Source organism: Leptolyngbya sp. FACHB-8, assembly GCF_014695575.1.
Classification (GTDB): Bacteria; Cyanobacteriota; Cyanobacteriia; order Elainellales; family Elainellaceae; genus Vacuolonema.
In genome coordinates, this window is sequence record NZ_JACJOO010000078.1 from 69,353 (window position 1) to 92,765 (window position 23,413).

Sequence of the window (23,413 nt, forward strand, 5' to 3'; positions counted from 1 at the left end):
CCCACACGTAAAGGTAGTTTCCCTCCCGTACCCTGCTCATATCCTGCCAAGGACTGGCCTGAAGTTTTTGGGGATCTGGAGGAATGGTTAGGCGATCGCCAACGGTTACTCTTTTCCAATGGATCTGGAGGAATGGTTAGGCGATCGCCAACGGTTACTCTTTTTCAATAAACGTAGCGGGTTCTGATAACTCATCGGTTCTATAAGCAACCGCCATGTGTTGTGAGTTATAGGCCCAACCAATGCGCCCCTGGCGATCAATCAAAATACAACCCGCTTCTCCTTCTACGCGATCTTTCAGCGTAGCGATCGCGTGTTGAGCCGCCTCTTGCGGATGTCGATCTCCAGCTAAGGCATCAATCGCTGTCTTTGCCAAAACAACCGGAATAATTGATTCCCCATCTCCGGTAGTTGAACAAGCTCCTAGACGATTATCGGCATACAGGCCGCAACCTACCAATGCTGTATCTCCCACCCGGCCCTGGGGCTGCCCTGTCGTGCCACCTGTCGAGGTAGCAGCAACAAGATTGCCATGGATATCCAGCGCTACACAGCCCACGGTGTTGGGGCGATCGATCACCTCAGCTTCCTCCTTCCATTCCTGGTACTGTTCCTCAGCAATTAAATCGTCTTTAGAACACATGGCTAACCCATGTTCCAGAGCAAACCGTTCTCCACTACGGGCGACCAGTAGCCGGGGTTTTTCCTCCATAATTCTGCGAGCCGCAGAGATGGGATGGCGCAGACCCTGTACGGCTGCAACAGCTCCCCAGCTTAACGTTGTGCCATCCATCATGGCCGCATCAACTTCTACCTCTCCTTCACTATTGAGGGTTGAGCCAAAGCCCGCGTTAAATGTTTGGTCCGATTCCAGAACTTGAATGGCCGCTTCCACCGCTTCTGCCGCGCTACCGCCGTTAGAAAGCACCTCCCAACCCGCTTCAACCGCTGCACGGCATCCGATATGGTTAGCCTCTACTTTGTCTTCTGTAATCGTTTTTGCGCCACCATGGACAATGATGACAGGCTTGATGGGATTCATGTTTTTCCCCTCAGTCTTAAAGGTATAAGTTGGGCGATCGTGCAATGGCTTATTGGGAATTCAACACATGCTTTCTTCCCATACCGAATCGCAGCGAATTCAAAGCTCAGTTCTACACTGCTAACAGTGTCAATCCGCCTGTTGCCCCTTCTCAATAGTGACGGTATGTAGGGCTACTGTACTACCAACTTAAGAATAGGCATTGGTTTTTCAAGGGAAGATCTAGCTAATTTGCTGATACTTATACTTTCAATTACCAACAATTCATCTCTACGATAGATGGAGAAATGCTAGAAAGGGGGCGAGTGTGCTCTTGAACGCCTTCATCAACCAAGGCTCAAACCCTTCTGCTTTACGTTCACGCAGCAATTGTGAAAACTTCTCGGCTAGCTCAACTGCTTTGTTCAAGTCCGGATGTACTGCTACCAATCGAGCTAACAAATCGACCCCTTCTGCATCTCGATGCTGTTCAGGCTTAACAATCAAAAAACTAGTAGGCTGCGTCCTAAGTTTACATACTATGTTTTTGTGTGGGGTGCGAAGCACCCCACACAAAAACATAGGTGATGGATTTCCGCCTCAGCGTACTAGTCTGGAACGAATATTGGCTGAACTACTTTGCAATGCCTGCAAGTTTACTCCTGTTGGGGGAGAAATCATAGTCGAGATTTGCTCAAAGACACTATCTACTGAAGCCTTAAATACACTGCTATTCAGAGTGAAAAATTCAGGTGTAGAAATTCCGTTGAATGAATACTCCCGCATCTTTAATCGGTTCTATCGCATTCCTAAAGGCGATCGCTGGAAACACGATGGGACTGGGTTAGGATTGACATTAGTAAAAAAGCTAACAGAGCATTTAGGAGGAGTCATACAAGTCAAGAGTGAAGCTGGGCAAACTTGTTTCACGGTTGAGATACCTGTTGATAGTGATCGCCAGTGCGTTTTAGTACTGGGTGTATTATTTAGCAACCACTTGATTGTTTAAATAGGCTATAATCGTTAGTACGAAGACTACTGAGGTTTCCCATGAGCTACAGCAAGATCCAAGGGGAAATCCTCGACCAATCCAAAATCGCTACAGCTATAGTACTGAACTAATCCCGGTTAAAGTTCATAATATCCGCCACGATGAGGCTCAATCGATCGATATTCCTTTTGCAATTGGCTATACGATCGATGATGAAGGGTTAATCGATAACTTTGCAACTGAGCCTGGTATGCATCCATCAGAGTATCCCTCTCCACGACAACAGCGGCAGTATATTGTTCTGGGAGCAACAGCTTTTTCTTTGTTGTCATGCTGCTTTTAGCTGCTGTTCTCGTGAGTTAGGTATGTGTAGTGTTGGTCAGATTACATCGTGCTGTTCTTTTGAATCTAAGCAATTGGCTTTCGCCTACTTGTAAGCTGAACCGGAAAAAACAACTCATCCTTTAAGCCATTATTTCATCAATAGGATTGATCTCTTGGTCTAGGCCAGGAGATCAGCTTATGGCTTTGAAGCAATTCAACGTAATCAACATTTAGAATTTTCGTACCGTTTGTTACAAAATTTGCTCACTCTATTTTTAGGAGAAGGATATGGATGCTCAAGAGATTTTAAAACTTTATGCAACAGGACATCGGGATTTTAGTCACGTTAGTCTGGTTCAAGTTTGTTTAATGAATGCAAAGTTGATCGGTGCAAAGTTAGTTGGTGCAGATCTGATTGGAGCCGATCTACGTGGGGTAGATCTGACGGAGGCTCATCTCAACCAGGCAAAGCTCAATCAAGCCAATTTAGCTGATGCAGAAATGATTCAAGCGTGTCTAACCCATGCGGATTTGAGAGATGCTTATCTAAGTGGCGCAGATTTAACGCATGCCGATTTGAGTGGTGCCGATTTGAGTGGTGCCAACTTAGGAGGAGCCGATTTAAGGAAAGCCGACCTCAGTAAAGCCAATTTGAGTGGGGCTGACTTACGAGGAGCCGATTTATGTGGAGCCAATCTGAGAGAGGCTGATCTCAGTGATGCAGATCTAGATGGGGCATATCTAAATGAGGCAGATTTAACTGGAGCAGATCTCGAGGGAGCCAAAATTGATAAGGCAGGACTCGACGGGGCTAAAATGCCCAATGGGATGGTTCATGCCTGACTTTGTGAGTCATTCCAATCCTATACTTCAACGCAGTGTGGAGGTGGAAGTAAACTGCTCTGTGCAACAAGTCTATGACCTCTGGGAAAACTTGGAAAATGTACCCCGTTGGATGCCGCTTGTAAAAAACGTGAAGCGGGTCCGGGGTGATAAGGAACTGTGGCACTGGATCTGCGGTTTGGGGTTCCCGCTAGTAACCGAATGGACTTCGCGCATTACTCGACGTATTCCCCTACAGTTAATCGCTTGGAATTCAGTTTCTGGACTCTCAAACCAGGGGGTTGCAGAATTCTTTCCAACGGATCAGGGATGCCGGTTGCGTCTGACTCTTGCTTTCGATCTACCAGGGGGAATTGTAGGAATATTTTTGCAGAATATTGGGTTAGACCACTGGTTAGAGGTTAACTTGGCTCAGAGTTTGAATCAATTTCGGTCTCAAATTGAAGCCGAAGTGCTGCGGCAGAGCGTTGCATAGGATGATGAATTCCTTTTATTTCAGAGCACCCTAAAGACAGGAATGAGGTAACAGTCTGACAACCTCTAACTCTTAATTTTTTGGCTTTAAAGAGGTAGAAACTATGAATTTTTTGTTTGATTTTTCACGGAATTATTGCATCACGATCTGTGCTTTTTTGATACCCGCTAATCTTTTGTTAACCCTGTGTACCCTATACCTGGTCGTGAGGCTTCAGCCTCCAGTTCAGGTTTATTGGTCAGCCTTTGTGACAAGCCTATTTGCGTTGGCTTTGCTATTGCACGATTTTACCTGGTTCAGTATTGGAGTGGTCATGGCTCCAACCTACATTTTGCTAGCCTTAGCCTGCGTTTGTCTCAGTCTCAATATCTGGGCGATCGCTCATCCAACAAGTATAAAGCAACTACTCAAAGAATTCGCATCGATAGGGTAGAGAAATATCGCAAGGCTGACTAATTACGCCTTCTCTCTTAGGTGACAGGACGCAATTCGTTGATTGAGTCCTTCCAATACAAAATATAGTTCTAGAGGTTTTATGTCTACTTCCTTAACATCCGGTCTTCTCGTTACCATCATTGGTGAAGCTGTATTGCAAGATCGATTGATACGCTTGCTCACAAAATTAGGTGTGTCTGGTTACACAATTATTGCAGCACAGGGTGCAGGCAGTCATGGAAGACGCATGGGTGATATGGCTGGCTATAACACTAATATTGAGATTAAAACGGTTGTAGCTTCAGAAACCTCTGATCAATTATTTGAAGACCTGAAACCCTTGCAATCGAATCACGCTTTAATTGCTTTTCGGCAACCTGTAGAGGGTTTGTTTGATTAGATACCTCTGGGTATAAAGAGGTGAGACATGAGTACCTGGCATCAATTAAGCTCAACTGAGGTACTACGCCTTTGTTTAGCAAACGCGAAAAAACAACGCTAACGCTGCAATCCTTGTACAGCAAAGATTTCATTAAATCGCTAGAAATTGATTATTCCGTTCACAAACCAGAACGGTTTCCCGTTGCCCCTGGGTAATTCGTAGTTCTTCATCCAGATACAGGATGGTGAGGGAGCCTTTGGGCGATCGCCGCATCTGAAATTCCATGCGTCCGGTTTCTTTGTCCATTTCCTTGGGTGGAACCAACCCAAACATCAGCTTGAGCAGTTGGCCCTGAAACCAATCCTTAATGCTGCTGTGGGTCGGTACCTTGGGGTTCTCGAAAATTGCGTTCCATTGTTGCAGATCCGTATCAGCGGCAGGTTCTAACACACCTCCTGTAAACTGCACCTGGAGGACTGTATCACTGGCAGGTTTACAGATGCCCAGGTTACGCACGGTGCCCCGGAGTGATGGGGTGTTGGGATGGGCGATCGCAAAGTCCACCACAATATCATGGGTGCGCTGCATGGGTTCTTCCATCGGCAACACGGGTTGAAAAACCTGTTGGATCACAACCGTTAGATCCTGCGGTTGGAACATATTGAACGCCAACCGTCCCAGCGTGTAACAGTAGGTGCCATCTGCCAGGCGTTTACCGTCAGGGAAAATGGGGGCACTGATGAGTTGCCAGTTTCCATCCAGCAATTGAGAATTTTGCGTGGGAACAGGGGTGGGATTGAGGGTTGCAAGCTTCTCAAGGATCTCGGCAACCATTGGGTGGTGTGGATTACCATCGTAGGTTGTTAATGCTGCACGGAGATTGTCTTTTAGGACATTTCTAGAGGTTTCAGAATTCCTGAGCGTTTTGGAAGCCATAGTGTTTCGTAATTCTAGTGTTGAGTATTGTTATTTAATCCACAATCTTAAGACTGCAAAGTGGTTAGCAGAAAGTAAGCGACTGCAATTCCCGCAAGCGTCAAGCTCGATTTCGATACGGGTTGTTTCTTGCCTTGAGTCATCTTGATCGCAGCATCCGCAATAAAACCGATTGCCATCCCATCTGCAACCGAGAACGTCAGCGGCATAATCAAGATCACCAGAAAAGCAGGAATGGCTTCAGCTAAGTTATTCCAGTCGATCGCGCGGACACAACTCATCATCAAGACTCCAATCATCAGGAGAACAGGTGCCGTTGCAAACGCAGGAATTGCCGCAAAGAGTGGTGCAAACCAAGCTGAGACGAGAAACAACAGCGCAACGACGATCGCCACAAAACCACTGCGTCCACCCTCAAAGATACCAGAAGCAGATTCAAGATAAGGAATCGCTGGCACACCGCCGAAAAACGCTCCAGAGACGATGCTGAGGGAGTTTGAAAGTAGAGCTTGCTTTGAGCGATGCAGTTCTCCATCGGGCTTCACACGGTTTAGCTGTTGCCCCAAGACGTTGAGTGAACTAATCGTATCTGCAAAACAAACAAACAGCAGCATGAACACAGCAGCAACAAAGTTTCCGAGTTGTGACCAGGTAAGATACTGACTTCCCGCGATCGCTTGCCCCACGAGATCCAGCGGCAACTCTGGTATGGTCAGAAGCTTTTCGGGCAGAGGAGCCACACCAAAGAGCCAACCGAGGCTTGCTGTACTAAAAATTCCGAGCAACATTGCCCCTTTTACCCGTCGAACAGTCAGAATTGCCGTCATCAAGATTCCTGCGATCGCAATCAAGGTGGCGGGCTGCTTTAGCGATCCCAAAGCAGTTGTCGTTGCAGTGCTACTTACAATGATGCCTGCTCCTAAACTTGGAGGCGCGACGTTGCCAGAGAGCGCAATATAAGAGAGAAACAATCCTAAACCAACGACCATTGCCTGCTTGAGCGAGATGGGAATGGCATCAATGATATGGCGACGAAACGGACTGAGTACCAGTGCTGTGAAAAGAATTCCTTCGACGAAGACGGCGGTTAGGGCAAGTCGCCAATCCATACCCATGTTTAGTACGATCGAGAACGTAAACAGAGCCGCAGTTCCCGTTCCAGGTCCCATTGCAAACGGATAATTTGCGAACAATCCCATTAGAATCGTTGCGATCGCAGAACAAAGAACTAGCGCCACCAAAATTTGCTCAAACAAATCTCCTGGCTGATCTAGAAACATTGCGTTTCCTAGAATATGAGCATTGACAACCAGAATCGGAGCTGTGGTCATAAATGTCGTGAGGCTGGCAAGCAATTCAGTGCGATAGCATGTTCCCAGCTGTTCAAATCGGAAAAAATGACTGATTCGATCAGTCATTGGCAAAGCGATCGCAATTTTTGACTTATTCATGAGGGGTATAAGAAATGACAGTGTAATAGAAGTAGAGTTTTGCTCTGCTTAACACCATTGACTAAAGTGGAGAACTAAAAAATTGAAGTAGTTCTATCTCGGCTGCTTTGGAAATTTCAAGCTGTTGTCTAACTTGTAAAACAGCATGGTTTTGATAAGTGCTAAAGTCGAGTTGATTTAGATTTCTACGCTGTATCGATCGACCGTACACGAATCCCGCATCAAAGAATTTCAAGTCTTTCCACGAAAAGCGATATTTTTTGGGATACACCGTGGATGCAGCAATCTTATACAAAAATTTGTGCAGCCAAGTGGTTTGCAAGTCATTCCCCATCGTGAATCCTCGGATAAAGGCTTCATCAGCTAGAGAATGCCCCCGGTTGAGGATTGCGTGAAGGCAATCATGCCCGTAGAGGTCGATTTTTCCGGGTAGTGCGATCGGGCTATGGGGATGTTCAAGCAACCAGGTCATGAGGGGTGTATCTGATTGACTATCGATCGCTAACTGTTGCACTACGTCATGCAACGTACAAATATTTGAGTCAATATAGAAGTCTGGTTCTATATGGTCGGGTGGTACTTGCCTAAATTGAGAAGTCAGGTTTGATCGAATACCCATCGATAGACTCCCAAACAATAAAAGGGATTTCTCTTCAGGCGGTGCTGGGGGAGCATTCCGCCAGTTGACGTTCCGTTGCCAGAAACTCTGCCATTTGAGCCTCAATTTGAGTCCGGACAATTTGGCGATACTCGATAAAGTGCTCAATTTCAGCACAGACGGAAAGATAGGGACTGATGCCTCCTGGATTGCGTTGCAGCATACCTGCCAGATTGCGCCAGAACTGCCAGCGGGTCTTGCGGATCGCCCCCTGTCGCCAACAGATCGCCAACAGGGCACGCAGTCTCACCCAATTCACTCGCTCTTTGCCGCTTCTGCCTTTTTTGGGATAGGTGGCTTCACCAAGAAGTAGGTAATGGCGATAGGCACGATCGAGAAACTTTTCCGGATCATATAACTGCCAAAACGCCTCGATATACTCGTGTGCGATGTCTTCTAGCGATCGCGTCGGCACAAAGTTCATCAACGTGGTCTGATTGATATCCCCCAATTTCTGATGCAATCTGCCTTCTTTTTCCAGGCGATGCCACAGCGCTGTATCGGGCAACGCTTGCAGCATACTAAGCACCGCCGTCGGGATAGCCGTTTTCTCGACAAATTTGACAATGCGATCGCCCGCGCCCTTCTTCTCGCCGTCAAACCCGATAATGAAGCCAGCCATCACCCGCAGCCCACTGCGCGTAATCTTCAAGACGGAATCACTCAAGGAGTCGCGGGTGTTTTGGTGTTTTTTGGTGAGGGTCAAACTCTCCTCATCGGGCGTTTCAATGCCCAGAAAAACGGAGCCAAAATTGCACTGCACCATCATATCCATCAATTCCTGATCCTGCGCTAAATCGACCGATGCTTCAGTCGCGAAGGAGAAGGGATAGTGGTGTTCAACCATCCAAGGTAACAGTTGCTTCAGCAGCAGTTTGACGTTGCGTTTGTTGCCGATGAAGTTATCATCCACCATAAAGATACTGCGTCGCCAGCCTAACTCGTAAAGCCGATCAAGCTCTTTCAACAGTTGTTCTGGGGTTTTGGTGCGAGGCTTGCGACCGTAGAGCACGATGATGTCACAGAATTCACACTGAAAGGGACAGCCGCGCGAGAACTGCACCGACATCTGGGCATAGGCATCAAATTCCAGCAGGTCAAAGCGGGGAATGGGGGTGTCGGTGACATTGGGACGCTCGCCGATCGCGGCTCGAAAGGTGCCGCTCTCTTGCCCTGCTGCGATCGCGCTGACAAACATCGGTAGTGTAATCTCACCTTCGTCCAAAATCAAATAATCGGCTCCGACCTCGCTGACTTCGTGGGGTAGGGCGGTGGCGTAGGGTCCACCGACAGCGACTCGCTTGCCTCTGCGTTTTGCCTCCTGAATCTGCTCGAGCAGGTCTTCTTTCTGCACAATCATGGCGGACAGAATCACCAGGTCAGCCCAGTCCCATTCGGCTTGTGTGACCGATCGCACGTTGCGATCGACCAGTTTGTAATTCCAGTCCTGCGGTAAGATGGCTGCCACGGTCGCTAATCCCAGAGGCGGCAGCATGGCTTTGAAACCGAGCAGGGCAAGCGTCTTTTCAAATGACCAGAAGCTCTGGGGAAAAAGCGGATATAGGAGTAACACATTCATATTCAATTGGTTCTCCAAAGAGCGTTTTACTAACTCATTAACCCGAAAAAAACTTATCTCTCACTTTTACTCCTTTAGTTAGCTGATCATTCGTTTCCTTCTTTGTTACTTTTTCAGCAAGCCCTACTTAATCATCTTTTTAGTAGTTTGGTTTTAAGAACAGAGTAACCAAAACTTACAATCCCAAAGGTCAACAATCCCACGGGTTGTGCGCCAGGAGGATTATTGATGTTAGTTATCCCAAAATGGTTGGCTCCTGTTACTGATAACAATAGTTTTGGAGGAGATTGAATATTGTTATAGGTTTGTTCTGTTCGAGGGAAAAGTGCAACACCATCGCGATCGCCTTGCAACAAAGCAACTTCAATGCCGTTATTATTAATTGACACAAAATTTCCAGTAACTTGATCACGAAGATTTGCCCCAAAGAAAGCACCCGCAAGAAGTTGAGGCGGACGAGTAAAAGGTTCTTGACAGAGGAGTGCCAAACATTGATTGGCACTCACTGAAAGACCAACAGCCCCACCAAAGGAATGCCCTAATAAACCAAGCTTCTCAGTATCCACCACTCCAGTGATCGGAGAATTGGTATTCGTATCTTCGAATGTATTCAGTTAAAAAGGATCGTTTGCTAGCTTGATCACTTCCCATTGAGTTCCAGAAAACCCATCAGTACCAGGTGCGAATCCAACAGTTTCACTTCCTGTCCTACCATCGAGGAACAGATTACGACCAGTGCTAGCTACACACTGAAATGTTACTACTTGATTGTTATCACCGTAGCGCCATCTGGTTACCCATCTAGTACCTGGACTGTCAGATATTAGTCCAACCGTTGCATCGTCTATACGCTCTAGATAACCATCTTCATCTTCCACGCACTTAAAAGATACTCCTTCGAGACCGGGTTGAAAATTGAGTATCCAGTTAGTTCCATAGGATTCAAGATTGGATGCTAGCCTAACAGTTCCTTCATATGGGTTACCACCTAGAAATCTAGGCCCATCTATCTCTCCCATACATCTAAGTGCGACAAGAAATCTATCCGCCATGATTAATCTCCTTGTTGGTTGGGCTACTATGAACAAAGTCGCATAGGCTTACTTAAGCCTTTTGCCGATCAGCAACGCCCCTAGCTTGACAGCCAAAACTCGACCTAAGAATCCTTACAAATTTAAACTGCTCTACCAAAACCTTGTAAACCCTACAGGTAAGCAACTTTTTCCAGAAGTACTCAAGTTATTTTTGTAAGGATCCTAAGCAATTTCTCGAAAGCCAGTTAGTCCTGTGTAGGGCATGCTACGCCATTGACGCACCCTACGGATCCATCTGCTAGGGCGTGTTTTAAAACTTGCTGGAAGGGTTGTTTTTTTGTGCGCTTCACGCACAAAAAAACAACTTTTAAAACAGAGCCTAGAGCAATTTTCTCTAATCGCTAACACACTTCTGCGTCGGGTGAGCAATCTTGAACGATTTCAACGGAATCGGCTCGATCATTCATGAAATCACCTACATAGCTGTAACTCCCTCTATACGTGGCACGTCTTCCAGTTTCTTGGTCGATCAGCGTAACTGCAACGCCTGAGGGGACACTCAAAGAGCTGACTTGATTGATGAGTTGCGGGCTAATTGGTTCAGACCTTACTCCACCAACATAGAATGGCAAAGACTTTCCTTGAAAATCGCTATGCTCATACAACTGAACCTCTAGAGTTGATCCAGCTTCTGCAGCGATCGCGGATGGAATCGAACTCATAAAAGTCAAAACGACAGCAACGAAAGAAACCATGATTTTCATCAATTTAGTGTTCATTTATTTTCTCCTAATGACTCAATAGGTTGAATGAAAGCTACTGCTCATTTGCTTTCATTTTTGTGTTTGCTTGCTGTAAATCTGAAAGTTGGTTATATCTGTTCCCCCAGCGAACAGATTAGCTGTGCAGCTAATCTGTTCGCTTAACTGTCTCTATAGTAGAGATTCAGCTCAAGAGAAACATCTGAAGAACGTCTCGACCCTCACTCAACGAAGTAAAGTTAACCCAGTTAACATTAGTTAGCTGACTGAGTATGATTACTTAAGTCTTTTGTCAATGAGCAACGCTCCCTGCTTGACAGCAAAAAAACGACCAGAGTACTTGCTCCAGTCGGAAGTAAGTTTTTTCTTTTTTCCTCAACGGTTTGCCTGACTGCCGCTTTCTAAGCGTTTAACATTGAGGGAGTTCGTTCAGAGCTGCGATCGCGCTAATCGAGTTTGCATAAATGGCAAGCTGCGATCGACTCCATAATGTCAGCGGATTGTTATCTCGCACTTCTGAACGAACTTTCTAGGATATACTCTTATCCATTTTCATTAGGACAAAGGAGTGAGGCGGCGCAACGCGCCGCCTCACTCCTTTGTCCTAATGAAAATGGATACAGCTATAAAAAGCTTCAAGCTGTTCTAAGACAGTTTTCTGATCACTCCTAAATTTAGTCCTTGCAAAGTTGTCGATCGCGCTCACTGACATTCATTTGGGTGAGATAGTTGCGAAGGCGATTGCACCCCTGTTCTATCAGTTGATCTAATTCGCCAATTTGCCATAGTTTTGTTGTTCCATCTTCTCCAATGGATAAGAGGAATGCTCCGTCAGAACTGAGCTTTAAGCTTTTAATCCCGCCTGAATCCGTCGAAAATTCCGCCATCGTTGTTCCATCTAGATAGGTCAGAATGATTCGATCGTTTTCTGCGATCGCCATCAAGCTACCATCTTGATTGAAGGTAAGACTGCTAAATCCATTTCGCTGATAAGCGGTTAGAGGTGTTGCATATTGCCGCTCTGAAGCAACATCCCACAACCGGACGCTATTATCTCTAACCCCATCCTCTACTACGGTTAGGGAGGCATATAGAATTCGGTTGCTGTCAGGTTGCCAAATCACTTGATCGAACTTTGTTGGCTGCGTTTGACGAAAGCGATTCACAATCCTACCAGAGGTCACATCCAGAATGTTGATCGTTCTCTCAGATTCTTCTCCTGCAATCACAGCGACTTGTCCACCCTCAGGACTAAATGCCACATTACTAGGAGGATACACACTACTAGGAGAATAGTTTCCCTCAAACGGGTTTAATACTGTGCCATCGGGGGTTAAGGAGTACAAGGTTCCGTCTTGCGCTAGCGCAACCAGCCGTTGACCATCTGGGCTAAAACTCATTTCATTGAACAATGGGAGAGAAGCCTGCGATTGCTCCGTTAACTCTCCTTTAGCGTTGAACCAATGCAAAATTCCATCGGGAGATTGCCCGATAATTCGATTTCTCCCGGGCTGAAAAGCAACACTTTGAAAAGAACCGGGTAGCTGTTGGAGAAAAGTTAAGGGCTGAGGTTCCACTGACCAAATGCGAACCGTTCCATCTGCACTGGCAGTTGCAAGTTGACTACCATCTTCTCTAAAGTCGAGATTGGCAACCTGAGTCTGATGCGCTTTGAATTCGATCGGCTCACCCGATCCAGTTCTCAAGCGAACCGTGCCATCTGCTGCTCCAGTGGTTGCCAAAATACTGCCCTTGGCGCTAAAGGCAAAGGTAAAATCTTGCCCCAGAGCCGTAACTTCATCGGTGTTCAAATCTCGCACGATCGCACCTTCCTCTAGCCCCTGACCATCGTTTCTTTTTTGGTTAATAAAAATGCGGCTGCCATTGAGGTTGAATACTGCATCCAAAGGTGCATGGGAGACTCCAGAATTAAATTGCTGGAGTAGCTGGTTTGAAGCATTGAGGATTTGTAGGGTTCCGTCCTCTTTGGCGATCGCTTGGAGCAATTGTCCCTGGGTATCAAATCCAACGTCGAGAAGATTGGGTTGGGTGACTTGACTGTAGGCGTTAGTGGCTAAGTCCCAGTGGTAGAAGATATTAGAAACTCCCGTATCCGTTGATCGATAACCGACAACCGCCAATTGACGACTATCTAGACTAAATCGCAGACGCGTGATGTTTTCATCTACTGGGAGTTCTGCGGTGACTTGCTGTTGTTGCCAACCCCATAGAGAGATTGTGCCGCCCTCCCCTCCAGCGATCGCTAACAGATTGCCATCCGGACTTAACTCAACATCAGTGGTTGATCCTGGCGGACGGTCTAGTTTATTAACCTCTTGTCGGTTTTGGCTATCCCAAATGTGAACCGTTCCTGCTTGCTCGATCGTGACGACAAGCAACCGATCGTCTTTCCAAAACACTTTGGCAACTCTTCCCGAAAAACCTTCTAAGCGGTTCATTTCCCGAACGGTATAAACTGCTTTTCGCAGGTTTCTCACGATTGCCGTTTGCTCATTGATAGGAATTGGAAAGAAACCTTGTTGGAGTTCCTTGAGCAGTTTTGCAGCGTGTAAACTATCGAGTGCCGCATCGATTGTCAGTTGTTTTGTTTGGAGCAGGGCTTCTGAGGCTTGACTGGCTGCCTGCATTTGTCCAATCTTTGCATCTCGTTGACCGAACCAAGCGGCGATCGCCAGTCCACTTAAGCCCAACATGACGGCGATCGCAATTCCCCAGCGAGTTCGCACATTGCGCTGTTTTTGCTGAGCACTACGCTGCACAAACTCTGTCTCAACTTGATTCAGCCAATTTTGTTTAGACGAGTTGAACACCTCTTTTTGCAGAACCTCTAGATAGGGATCAGCATTCCACAGGAAACGATTTTGCTGCTTTGTTTTCCATTCAAAGGCGGCAGGCGTTAAGCGGCGTTGCAGCTCTAAGTTTTTCTCAGCTTTCGCCCAATCTCTTAGTTTTGCCCACCCCAAAATCAGTGCATCGTGAGCAGGTTCCACATAGGAATTTCCTTCGGCATTCTGTCCTTCCACTAACAAGCGAGCCGCTGAAAATTTCTCAATCACCTGCTTGACTTGTCCGGCTCTCGCAGGAGAATAGCTGAGTTCTGTCCAAGAGACTCTCCGTCGAGCGAGTTCGCCGCTCCCCACTGCAACCATTCGTAGCATGACGATCTTAATGGTTTGTTCGTAAGCCTCTCCTAAGGCGTTGCATTCCTGATCAGCCCGTTGGGTCAAACTACGCGTGACCCCGCCTAGTTTGTCATAGTCGGCTTGGGTGACAGCCCGATCAAGCGTTTCACCCCGAAGATTAGCTTCACGCTGACGCTTGAGATAGTTCAGATAGAGTTCGCTCAAAGCAAATGATAACAACGGTAAAGCGCCCGGCATATCTGCGACTTCATCAATTAGTTTCTCTACGAGATCATGCGGTTGAAAGTACATGACTCGTGCTTCTGCGGGTTTCTCGATTGCATTTCGTAATTGTGATCGAGACATTGCAGGAACAATAAATCGAGCAGACTGCCACCACTCTTTTAAGGCTAAATCTCGCAATTGCGGTTCAAAGTCCGAACGTAGCGTTAAGATGACTTTAATTGTATCGGAATGCGTTGTAATGACTTGTTCCAGTTCTTCCAAGAATTGACGACTTTCCTGTTCGTTGTGGCAAAGTGTGATCAATTCCTCGCACTGATCAATCACAAGTAATATTTTTGTATGAGGATTTTCTTGTTTCCAATTTGAAATCAGTTCAACGTAGGATTTTTGAGCTACAGCCTCCTGATCGAGTGCAATATTTAATGCAGCATAAGCAGATTTTCCAGGACGAATGACAATCTTTACCCAATCTGTTGCTTCGAGTTTGGGGATGAGTCCTGCTTTGACCAAGCTTGACTTTCCAGAACCGGAAGCTCCTAATACAACGGTCAATGGATGGCTTGTCACAAACTCCGCTAATTGCTCGACGATCGCAGTTCGTCCAAAAAATAAATCTTTGTGTTCTGTCTCAAAGGATTCTAATCCACGATAGGGGTTTTTTGATTCATCAAGCGGAGGTGCAGGTGGCAAATTCAGGGGATGCCCCGGTGTGAGAAAGACATATTCGCCCTTGTCGTGTTTCTTGAGTGACCAAATTCCGGGAGTTTGCCGCTGGCGATAAGATTCGGTTGCAGGCTCAATGCGATCGCGCAAATATAGATAGAGTTCCGTTGCAGTTACAACGCCATCGCCAGGGCGTTTTCCAGGTGTAGCCGGAGGATAGCGATCGGCATCTCCAGAGAGTGCCTCAAACAATGCAGCCGCAAACGGAGAATGTTCACCGACTTGACTGCGTTCTGCGTTGAGCGACAAAGCATCTAAAGCTTTTTGATCAGAAGCTGCTGAAGTGATGATCTGCCAAGCAGGATCTTGGATAAAGCGATCGTACCGTTCCCGATGAATCACCTCTGGAGCTGCCAGCAAATCGCGAGTGCTGCCCCAGCGAAACGCGCCCGCAAAACAACAGTCGAGAATGCCTAAAAAATGGCGACAAGGTAACTTTTCCAGTGCGGCCTGCAAGCGGGTCATCGGCAGATAAGTCTGCACTTCGCCTTGCCTGGCATCTTGAGGAATCAGATAGCCCGCTGGATCATCATCGCCGCTGAGGGCAATGCCATGACCTGCAAAATAGAACAAGAGGCGATCGTCCTGACCCACGTTCTCAGGCAGTGTCTTTTCGAGCAGGTGTTCTAAATTCTTCAGCGTTGCGTCTTCATCAAGGCATACCCACACCCGGTAGTTGTGCTTTTCACGTAGAATCTTGACCAGTTGTTTCGCGTCATTCACCGCATTCTGGAGCGGCGCAATTCCGTAATCGTATTGGTTAATGCCAATGACGATCGCTAAATTTCCTGAGAACCCAGACATGGAATGCGCCTCTAGCTATCGATGATCCGCTTTAAAAAAATTGATTACTGTGATTGACTCAATAACACAGTTTGATTTTGAGCCTGAAGTACCGCTTTTGAAAAAGTTTCTAACCCGACTGGATCATTGAAGTAAACCAGATGATCACAGCCCACTTCATAAATTTGTGATGGCTTGACCCAACTGACACTTTGACTACTGTGAACTGTCACAGCAATATCATTCGGTTGATTGAAGAACGGTAACTCAGTAAAGTTATTGAACAGCCTTTTCATCAATCTTTCTAAAGGATTCATTCGTTGATCTTGCTGAGTTTGAAGTGCCGCAGGAACGATTGAAGTATTGCCCGCAATTAGGGTATAAGGAACACCCATGTCAACGCTATCTGCCAGAGCTTGTAATACAGGAGAGCCGGGGCGCATTCGCTTTAAATTCACCTGGACTACGTCAGAATGATCGATTGCTTGATCAATTATTTTGATCAACATCCCGACGATCGGTGCGCTCCAGGTTATGAGAGATAATCCGTTCAGTCCGATGCTCAACGTTGCCAAAGCCCAATCTTGGACGGTTGCCCAGGGAGAACCCGCATTGGGTGTGCCAAACATGATTAAGTGTTGAATCATGCGATCGCCTCCTTCTTTCTCAATCATCCACCGGGACACTAAGCCACCCATTGAATGCGCGATGATGTGCAGCGTTTTGCCGTGATTCTCACCCAGCCCAACGGCTGCTAATCTCTGCTTCAGCAATCGGGCATTTTCCTCAATGGATGTGTTTAGATTCTCATAGTCAAATGCCAGGATCACGTCATAGCAATCGATCAGATTCGCCTTCTGCAAGCTCAGTGCCATCCCACAGGTTGTGCCAGTAATGCCGTGAACATACAGCACCACTCGTTTTGCTTGAGCAATTCGCGCTTTGATGACCTCTCTGTCTTTGATGTAAGTGACCGTTTCGTCAGGGTTGAGTTGGGCGATCGCTAAAACAGGATACTCAAACTCTAATCCCAACTGTTCCATCAAAATTTTTTGGAAGCACAGCCGAAGTGCTCCACCCAAGCTGCGGCTATCTGATGCCAGCGAATCAGAAGCATTCGGCAACCGCTCGATGGTAATTTCAGTCTTTCCATCAACTGAACGTCCGCTGCCTAAAGGCAGGAAAAATTCGCCGTCATGGGCGATCGCGAGTAATCGCTCATTCGACGCTAACGGAGAATCCACTAAAAGTTTGAGGGGCGCAGTGGGTGTGACCTGCGATCGATCCGCAATCTGGCTCAACTCCAGCACACTCAAGCCTGGATCGCTGCCGCGACTGGCAGCAAATTGGAAGGACTGGCTGTTCGCTTCTCGGAGCAATGGGGGTAAAATGCTGCCTGTGCTGCGCGTCGACTCCGTTTCGCTAGTTAATCGAACCTGGGCAGTCAAGCTGGGATGGGCAAATAGTGTCACGCCTGGTGCTAACGCTGTGCTTTCCCTGCTCGAAATCGGAACAGTGGCTTGGGGGCGAACGGTGGTCATCACGATTTGACTCGTCACCCAATCATCGTAGAGTTCTTCTTCAGGGATTGCCCTGAGTTCTCGATGCTGGACGCGATTCATCAACCGATTCAGGGTTCCTCGACCCCGACTGATACTGCGAGACGGCAAAGCGGGTAAATCCAGTTCAGCTTGTTCGAGTAAGGTTGCGTCGAACTCAGTCGTTGCAACAATGAGTTTCAAAACATCCCGCGTTTCTGTAATGCCCTGTTTCCAAAGTTTTTCTGGTACGGTTGGATAAATGGGCCGATTACCCAACGCCCAAACTTCTTCACCGGGATTGAGCCAAACTCCACCTGTTTCAAATAAGTCTGCACTGACGGCATAGCGATCGGTTAAATCCAATAAAGCGCAATATAATGCTTCGTCACTCGTATTTTTTAACTTGATTTTGCAGGAAGGTGGCTTTGATTTCTGATTCTCCTGCTGATACCTTAAGCGGATCTCTAAGTCCTGTAGTTCCTGTCCGTCTTGATAAAGCTGCATCTGCACAGCGTCGGGTCGAATTCGGCTGGTTGCCGGACTGGACAGTTCAACAATGTTGAGCCATCGGGTCATGTGTTCTAGCCGCTCTACCGCCTTTGATGCGCTCTCTGGTGTGTATCCTTGAATGGAGTTCACGAGTGGGTGAGCGTCCATCGATCGGGTAATCCAGTATTGTTGATTTTGTGCCGTTAGCTTAAATTCTGCATTCTCAGCAGCTTCAACTTCCTGGATATACAGCGAGGATTGCAAGGCAGTACGAACCTGTTCCAGTCCATTCGCGTCTCCCATCAGGACAATTCCTTTCGGGGGCAGGGGTAAGCTGGTGGCGATCGCCTTAAACACTTGTTCTGGCTCTAAGCTTGAAATGCCAGTAATCTTCACTTTGCTCCGCTGCGGCAGCACCTCCAACACCTGCGCTTCGCCGATCGCCCGCGATAGCGTTTTTAATTCATCAGCAGACGCATTCAATGGAAATAGGGCAAGCGTCATGGTTTCTCCTGCCGACGCTTGTGGGATACCGTGAACCGCGCCGCCATCGATGATCCATTCGTCGTCTTTGTGATAGCTGACGGTAAAGTAGGCAGAACGGGGAGCGATCGCGCCACCCAAAAATAGCTGATCGAGTTCGCCGGAAACGGCTGCCTCCAGTTGAGGAGATTGTGCCGTCACTTTGTTAGAAACCAGGGCATGAGTTCGTTTGAATAACTCGCGCAGGGTCAAATTGCCGTTTGCCTGCTTCAAGGTATCCAGCAAATAGTAGGAAAATGCCCCCCGGCTTTGTCCACTGATCCGCACTTCTTTCGCAAGTTCGCGATCACGACACGCTGACAACAGTACATGATTTCCACGCGGTATTGACCAATTCGTTGCTGATCTGAGCTGTTCAATTTCGCTTGGCGAAAATAGAAATTGATCGAGCGATCGCACTCGCGAATCCGCCGGAGCCTGACGCACGGCAACATCTGGATCAATCTCACGAGTGCCCGATCCAGAATGACAGCAATCTAGCACGATCGTAATTTGCGGCTTATTTTCAGCAACTTCAGCAATTAACTTTGCCAATTCTTTGTCTGCTAGATCTTTCCCGGTCGGTGTGCGGCTGTCGTAGCACACTAGCGTTTCATGCAAATGATCTGGCTCGATCGCCCAAAATTCTGCTGGCGTTTGCTCCTGGCTACCGTGTCCAGCATAGTAAAATAACACCGCATCTCCAGGTTTAGCCTGACACAGATGCGATCGGAATGCGGTGACGATCGCGCGATAGGTCGCTTCTTGGTTAAAGAGCGTCTGAATGTGCAGTTTGTTCTGGTCTTCAGTTCGTCCTTCTAGATAGGTTTTGATAGCAGTGACATCATTCACGCATCCGTTTAATGGAGGGACAGGAGCAACATACTGATCAATTGCGACTAATAATGCGTAGATATGACGAGTCATTGCTTTCTCCTACTTTTAAGCCGATCCTGAAAGATATCCATAGCCATTCGGCTAACGACGGGGTGCAGGAACTTCGCCTCTGCGTGAGGTTACAGCCACACCCCTGTCATAGAGTGAACTACAGCGATACAGCAGATCTATTTGGGTGCTGGCAGCAAGGCATAAAATGCAGGTCCTTCAGAGGTCCAGCCGTCCCCAATATTCTCCTGGATAGAATACTGATACCGCCATCCATCCTGCCGATCTTTCGCATAGTGTTGATGAATCGGCTGAAGGGGTTCAGAAAGACCAGAATTTTTATCCTGGGGTTTAGCAAAGGCATAGAACGCAACGCCTTCATTCTTCCAGCCCTGCCCGATCGCCGCTTTGCGGGAAAGCTGATATTTCCAGGGTTCTTCAGCAATGTGTCGGTACACGGGAACCGTTCCGAGTTGGCTCTGATCGAAAGCGCGGAAGACCACACCATCTAACTTCCAACCGTCTTGAGTAAAGCTCTCCGATCGCGTCGCGCTATACAAATAACGCCAAACGGGAGTGGTGGCAGAGTACTGATAGACCGAGACGATCGCCATTTGAGGCGGCTTAGTCGGAGTCGGGGTGGGGGGTGGAGTAGGGATCGGAGTGGGAGGTGGAGGTACTGGAGGAGAGGGGGGCGTGGGTGTGGGCTGAATGATGTCCTTATACATGTACTCAACTGCTGCAATGTCACCCTTGCTAAGTTCTATCTTTTCTCGCTCTAGACGCTTCTGTTTAGCGTCCTTATTGGAGTCAAGGGCTTCGATCGTGGTTAAGGATTTACCGTCGCTACCCTTTTTGCCAAACGCAGCTGGACTATAGTGCATGACTGAGTCGTAGTCATACTCACCAATATCGTCCGCGATGTCGTTATTCTTGTTAAACTGATCTATCTTCCCAGGTTCAACGTTCTCTTCTACAATTCGCACAAAACTATCGCGGTCTTGTCGGCTCTGCTCATGAAACAAACCTATGGCATGACCGATTTCATGAAGAATGACACCGATGCCATAGCCCTCCCCTTCTAGATTAATTTTTTGTTTCTCTTTTCCAACCATACCAATGGACGAAAAAAATCCTTTTTCTGTGTTCTCAAACTGCACATAGTTAGGAAACTCCTTCTCATTTTCAGGGGTGCGTTCCACAAATTGAAGTGGAGTTTTATCATCCCAATGTCGTACGGCTGCCCGAATTACCTCATATTGTTTTGGTGGAATTGACTTATCCATTACGTAGGGAATGATTCCCCGCGTCCAGCGATTTTCTCTGCGCGTAATGCCAACGCCACGGGGAACTTCACCCGATCGCACCATCTCAGCAAATTGTTCCATTTCTTCAATGCTGCCCAAGAGAATATCACCTTCCAGGATGGCGTTGCCATCAATTTCAGAATATTCCACTTCTTTGACATCGAAGGTACGACCCTGGATATAGCCAGTTCTGCGCTTACCTGATCGAAACCAAACTGAAACATCAACATCATCAACAGAGCAATCTGATGCTGCTTTGAGTTGGGGTTCAATAGAACCAGAATCAGGAGAGGAAATATTGCGTTCATTTGTCGTCGTCATAAGTGATGCTCCTGGAATTAAAGCTAAAGGATGTGCTCGAAACAAACTCAAATTTTGTAGCTTTCTAGGAAATGTTGTTATTATTCCGGCAACGTCTGTTGATGCTCATATTGATGATTGTGTAGGATTCGTTAGCGGTAGCTTCGCTGTTTACCCTTCGAGTTAATTGTGTAACGCATGATTTCAATGGTTCTGGTGAATTACGGTTCACTTTCTAACACAACCTACGGTCGGTGCATTCAATTCAATTACCGAAGTATTTGCAAAAATCTCAAAGCGTTAACCAAGATTGTGAAATATACGCGCCCAAGTTTCAGGACCAACAATTCCATCTGCTGTCAATCCACGGCTACTTTGATAGCTCTTGATAGCAGCTTTGGTGCTTTCACCAAATACTCCATCTTCATCTATAGGGCCAAAATCAAGAGTATTTAGGGAGTTTTGCAGACGTTGAACATCTTCACCGACGCTACCAAGACTTAGAGTTCTTTGATCGCTTTGAACTGGCATATCTTTTATCCTTGAATCTCAGCTCTTTGCTTAACTGTCTTTATCGTAGAGATTTGGTTCAAGAGAAACATCTGAAGAACGTCTCGACCCTCACTCAACAAAGTAGAGTTAACCCGGTTAACATTCGTTGATTGACTGAGTATACTTACTTAAGCCTTTCGTCAATTAGCAATACAGCAATTCTCATTTTGTAATGAAAAGCGGACAGGGCACACCCTGTGGGCGTGCCCTGTCCGCTTTGAAAAGCGCTTTCTAAGCGTTCAGCATTGAGGGGGTTCCTTCAAAGATGCGCTGCCGCTAATCGAGGTGGCATAGATGGCAAGCTGCGATCGATTACTGAGTGCCAAGCGGTTCAGTAAATGGGATACATACGTTTTAACGGTGCCCTCTGCCAAATTCAATTGGGCTGCAATTTCACGATTTGGACATCCCTGACCGATTAAGCGCAATACATCTCGTTCTCTAGACGGTAGTTGTTTAATTTCCTCTGCGACGTTCCGCTGCCCCGAATCGTTGTCTGGAACATTGGTTAATAACTTTTCGATTAATCCTGGAGCCATCTGACAATAGCCCCGATGAACAGAACGAATGGCTTCAATGAGTTCAGAAGCGGGCATATCTTTGAGCAAATAGCCCTTTGCACCAGCCCGCATCGCCTGAGCAATATCGCGATCGTCATCAAAGGTACTCAACACTAATACCTTTGTGTTGGGAAACTGCTCAGTCATCAATTGAGTTGCTTCGATGCCAGTCATAACAGGCATGCGGATATCCATCAGCACAACATCCGGCTGCAACGCGGTAACTTGCGCGATCGCAGCCTTTCCATTTTCCGCACAGCCCACCACTTGCAGATCAGTTTCCTGATCCAGAACTGCCTGTAGCCCTTGGCAGATCAAACTTTGATCATCGACCAGTAGCAATCGAATCATAGAGCACCTGAAGATAACGGAAATCGAACCTCAATTTGGCAACCTGCTCCGGATGCTGTCGTTAAGTGGAATTCTCCCGCTAAGGCGGACACTCGTTCTTGCATCCCTTGCAGTCCAAATCCAGCGGTATGCTGGTGGCAATCAAATCCTTTGCCGTTATCTTTGAGCGTTAGGCAAAGGCAATCCCCGCTGGCTTGGCGAATTGTCACCAGGTCAATCTGTACCTGAGTTGCCTGTGCGTATTTAGAGATATTTGTTAGAGCTTCTTGCACAATCCGATGAATTGTTCTCGATACAGATAAAGAAATGCATTTCTTTATATCAATCTGAACGAGTGGGATAATTCCTGTAACTTGTCGAAATCCTTCTACCAAATCCAAGATCGTTGCTTCTAAAGATGCTTGATCTGGTTGATCGGCCCGCAGTGTCTTGACAGATTGACGCACTTCCAGCATTGCAGTTTTGCTTAACTGATACGCCTGAGTTAGAAAAACTTGGGCTTGAACGGGATCGGTTTGAAGCACACTGATGCTGGCTTGGAGCTGCACAGTCAGCGCCGTCAGGGAATGTCCGAGCGAATCGTGAATCTCGCGAGCAATGCGATTGCGCTCCTCAATAGCTGCCATTGCTTCAATCTGTTGGTTGAGCGATCGCTCGTGGGCTAAGGCTTGTTGCAGTTCTGCTTGCAAGCGGCGGAGCGACAGTTGGGTTTCAATCCGAACCATGACTTCTTCAACCTGGAATGGTTTACAAATATAATCCACACCCCCCACTGAAAAGGCTTTGACTTTATCAATTACTTCGTTTAGGGCACTAATAAAAATCACTGGAATAGTATTCGTTTGCGTATTCTCTTTAAGCAAACGACAAACTTCGTAGCCATTGATACCTGGCATATTGACATCAAGCAAAATCAGATCTGGCGGTTGTGCCTGTGCACCCATCAATGCTGCCGATCCATTGATCACACCCCGGACTTTGTAGCCCCGCTCACTCAGTATCGTTGATAACAATCGCAAATTGTCGGGAGCATCATCAATGATAAGAATATCTGCCTTTGTTGAAGATTCACGGCTCATCACTTAACCTGAGCTATATCCGGTGATTATACCCTTTCAGTC

General features: G+C 47.0%; 18 protein-coding genes. 5 read left to right on the top strand and 13 right to left on the bottom strand.

Annotated elements, in window-relative coordinates:
- Window positions 1–154: 154 nt before the first annotated feature.
- Window positions 155–1,033: an isoaspartyl peptidase/L-asparaginase gene (locus tag H6F91_RS22120; RefSeq protein WP_190770271.1), complete on the bottom strand. Its 879-nt coding sequence runs from the start codon at window positions 1,031–1,033 to the stop codon at window positions 155–157.
- Between the two features lie 529 nt (window positions 1,034–1,562).
- On the opposite strand from H6F91_RS22120, the gene H6F91_RS22130 reads away from it, so the two are divergent.
- The 5 genes from H6F91_RS22130 to H6F91_RS22155 all read left to right on the top strand — a co-directional run bounded on the left by H6F91_RS22130 (window position 1,563) and on the right by H6F91_RS22155 (window position 4,489).
- Complete coding sequence (locus H6F91_RS22130) at window positions 1,563–2,030, top strand: ATP-binding protein (RefSeq protein WP_242035920.1); 468 nt, start codon at window positions 1,563–1,565, stop codon at window positions 2,028–2,030.
- 187 nt (window positions 2,031–2,217) lie between these two features.
- Entirely contained in the window at window positions 2,218–2,355 is a 138-nt protein-coding gene (locus H6F91_RS28030) for a ssl1498 family light-harvesting-like protein (protein ID WP_347280071.1), read from the top strand.
- A 269-nt stretch (window positions 2,356–2,624) separates the two neighbouring features.
- Window positions 2,625–3,179, top strand: a complete 555-nt coding sequence (locus H6F91_RS22140) for a pentapeptide repeat-containing protein (protein WP_190770751.1) — start codon at window positions 2,625–2,627, stop codon at window positions 3,177–3,179.
- Window positions 3,172–3,654, top strand: a complete 483-nt coding sequence (locus H6F91_RS22145) for an SRPBCC family protein (protein ID WP_190770750.1) — start codon at window positions 3,172–3,174, stop codon at window positions 3,652–3,654. Before H6F91_RS22140 ends, H6F91_RS22145 begins: the two co-directional genes overlap by 8 nt.
- A gap of 535 nt (window positions 3,655–4,189) precedes the next feature.
- Window positions 4,190–4,489 carry a hypothetical protein gene (locus H6F91_RS22155; RefSeq protein ID WP_190770748.1) on the top strand — a complete coding sequence of 100 codons (300 nt, stop codon included), beginning with the start codon at window positions 4,190–4,192 and terminating at the stop codon, window positions 4,487–4,489.
- A 132-nt stretch (window positions 4,490–4,621) separates the two neighbouring features.
- On the opposite strand, the gene H6F91_RS22160 is transcribed toward H6F91_RS22155, so the two are convergent.
- The 12 genes from H6F91_RS22160 to H6F91_RS22220 all read right to left on the bottom strand — a co-directional run bounded on the left by H6F91_RS22160 (window position 4,622) and on the right by H6F91_RS22220 (window position 23,371).
- Window positions 4,622–5,407 carry a PAP/fibrillin family protein gene (locus tag H6F91_RS22160; RefSeq protein ID WP_190770747.1) on the bottom strand — a complete coding sequence of 262 codons (786 nt, stop codon included), beginning with the start codon at window positions 5,405–5,407 and terminating at the stop codon, window positions 4,622–4,624.
- A gap of 47 nt (window positions 5,408–5,454) precedes the next feature.
- Window positions 5,455–6,858 (bottom strand): NCS2 family permease, encoded by a 1,404-nt coding sequence (locus tag H6F91_RS22165; RefSeq protein WP_190789477.1) that lies wholly within the window; start codon window positions 6,856–6,858, stop codon window positions 5,455–5,457.
- Window positions 6,859–6,919: 61 nt separating this feature from the next.
- Window positions 6,920–7,477, bottom strand: coding sequence for a hypothetical protein (locus H6F91_RS22170; RefSeq protein ID WP_190789478.1), 558 nt, complete (start codon window positions 7,475–7,477; stop codon window positions 6,920–6,922).
- 34 nt (window positions 7,478–7,511) lie between these two features.
- Window positions 7,512–9,095, bottom strand: a complete 1,584-nt coding sequence (locus H6F91_RS22175; RefSeq protein ID WP_190789479.1) for a B12-binding domain-containing radical SAM protein — start codon at window positions 9,093–9,095, stop codon at window positions 7,512–7,514.
- A gap of 131 nt (window positions 9,096–9,226) precedes the next feature.
- Complete coding sequence (locus tag H6F91_RS22180) at window positions 9,227–9,661, bottom strand: hypothetical protein (RefSeq protein WP_206754961.1); 435 nt, start codon at window positions 9,659–9,661, stop codon at window positions 9,227–9,229.
- 869 nt (window positions 9,662–10,530) lie between these two features.
- Window positions 10,531–10,908: a hypothetical protein gene (locus tag H6F91_RS22190; RefSeq protein WP_190789482.1), complete on the bottom strand. Its 378-nt coding sequence runs from the start codon at window positions 10,906–10,908 to the stop codon at window positions 10,531–10,533.
- Between the two features lie 656 nt (window positions 10,909–11,564).
- On the bottom strand, window positions 11,565–15,806 hold the full coding sequence (locus tag H6F91_RS22195) for a caspase family protein (protein ID WP_190789483.1): 4,242 nt from the start codon (window positions 15,804–15,806) through the stop codon (window positions 11,565–11,567).
- A gap of 44 nt (window positions 15,807–15,850) precedes the next feature.
- Window positions 15,851–19,264: a caspase family protein gene (locus H6F91_RS22200; RefSeq protein ID WP_190789484.1), complete on the bottom strand. Its 3,414-nt coding sequence runs from the start codon at window positions 19,262–19,264 to the stop codon at window positions 15,851–15,853.
- Between the two features lie 137 nt (window positions 19,265–19,401).
- A complete protein-coding gene (locus H6F91_RS22205; protein WP_190789485.1) occupies window positions 19,402–20,850 on the bottom strand; it encodes a M12 family metallopeptidase in 1,449 nt (482 codons plus the stop codon).
- Window positions 20,851–21,129: 279 nt separating this feature from the next.
- Entirely contained in the window at window positions 21,130–21,360 is a 231-nt protein-coding gene (locus H6F91_RS22210) for a peptidoglycan-binding domain-containing protein (RefSeq protein WP_190789486.1), read from the bottom strand.
- 260 nt (window positions 21,361–21,620) lie between these two features.
- On the bottom strand, window positions 21,621–22,292 hold the full coding sequence (locus H6F91_RS22215) for a response regulator transcription factor (protein WP_190789487.1): 672 nt from the start codon (window positions 22,290–22,292) through the stop codon (window positions 21,621–21,623).
- Window positions 22,289–23,371: a response regulator gene (locus tag H6F91_RS22220; RefSeq protein WP_190789488.1), complete on the bottom strand. Its 1,083-nt coding sequence runs from the start codon at window positions 23,369–23,371 to the stop codon at window positions 22,289–22,291. Before H6F91_RS22220 ends, H6F91_RS22215 begins: the two co-directional genes overlap by 4 nt.
- Between the last annotated feature and the right edge of the window lie 42 nt (window positions 23,372–23,413).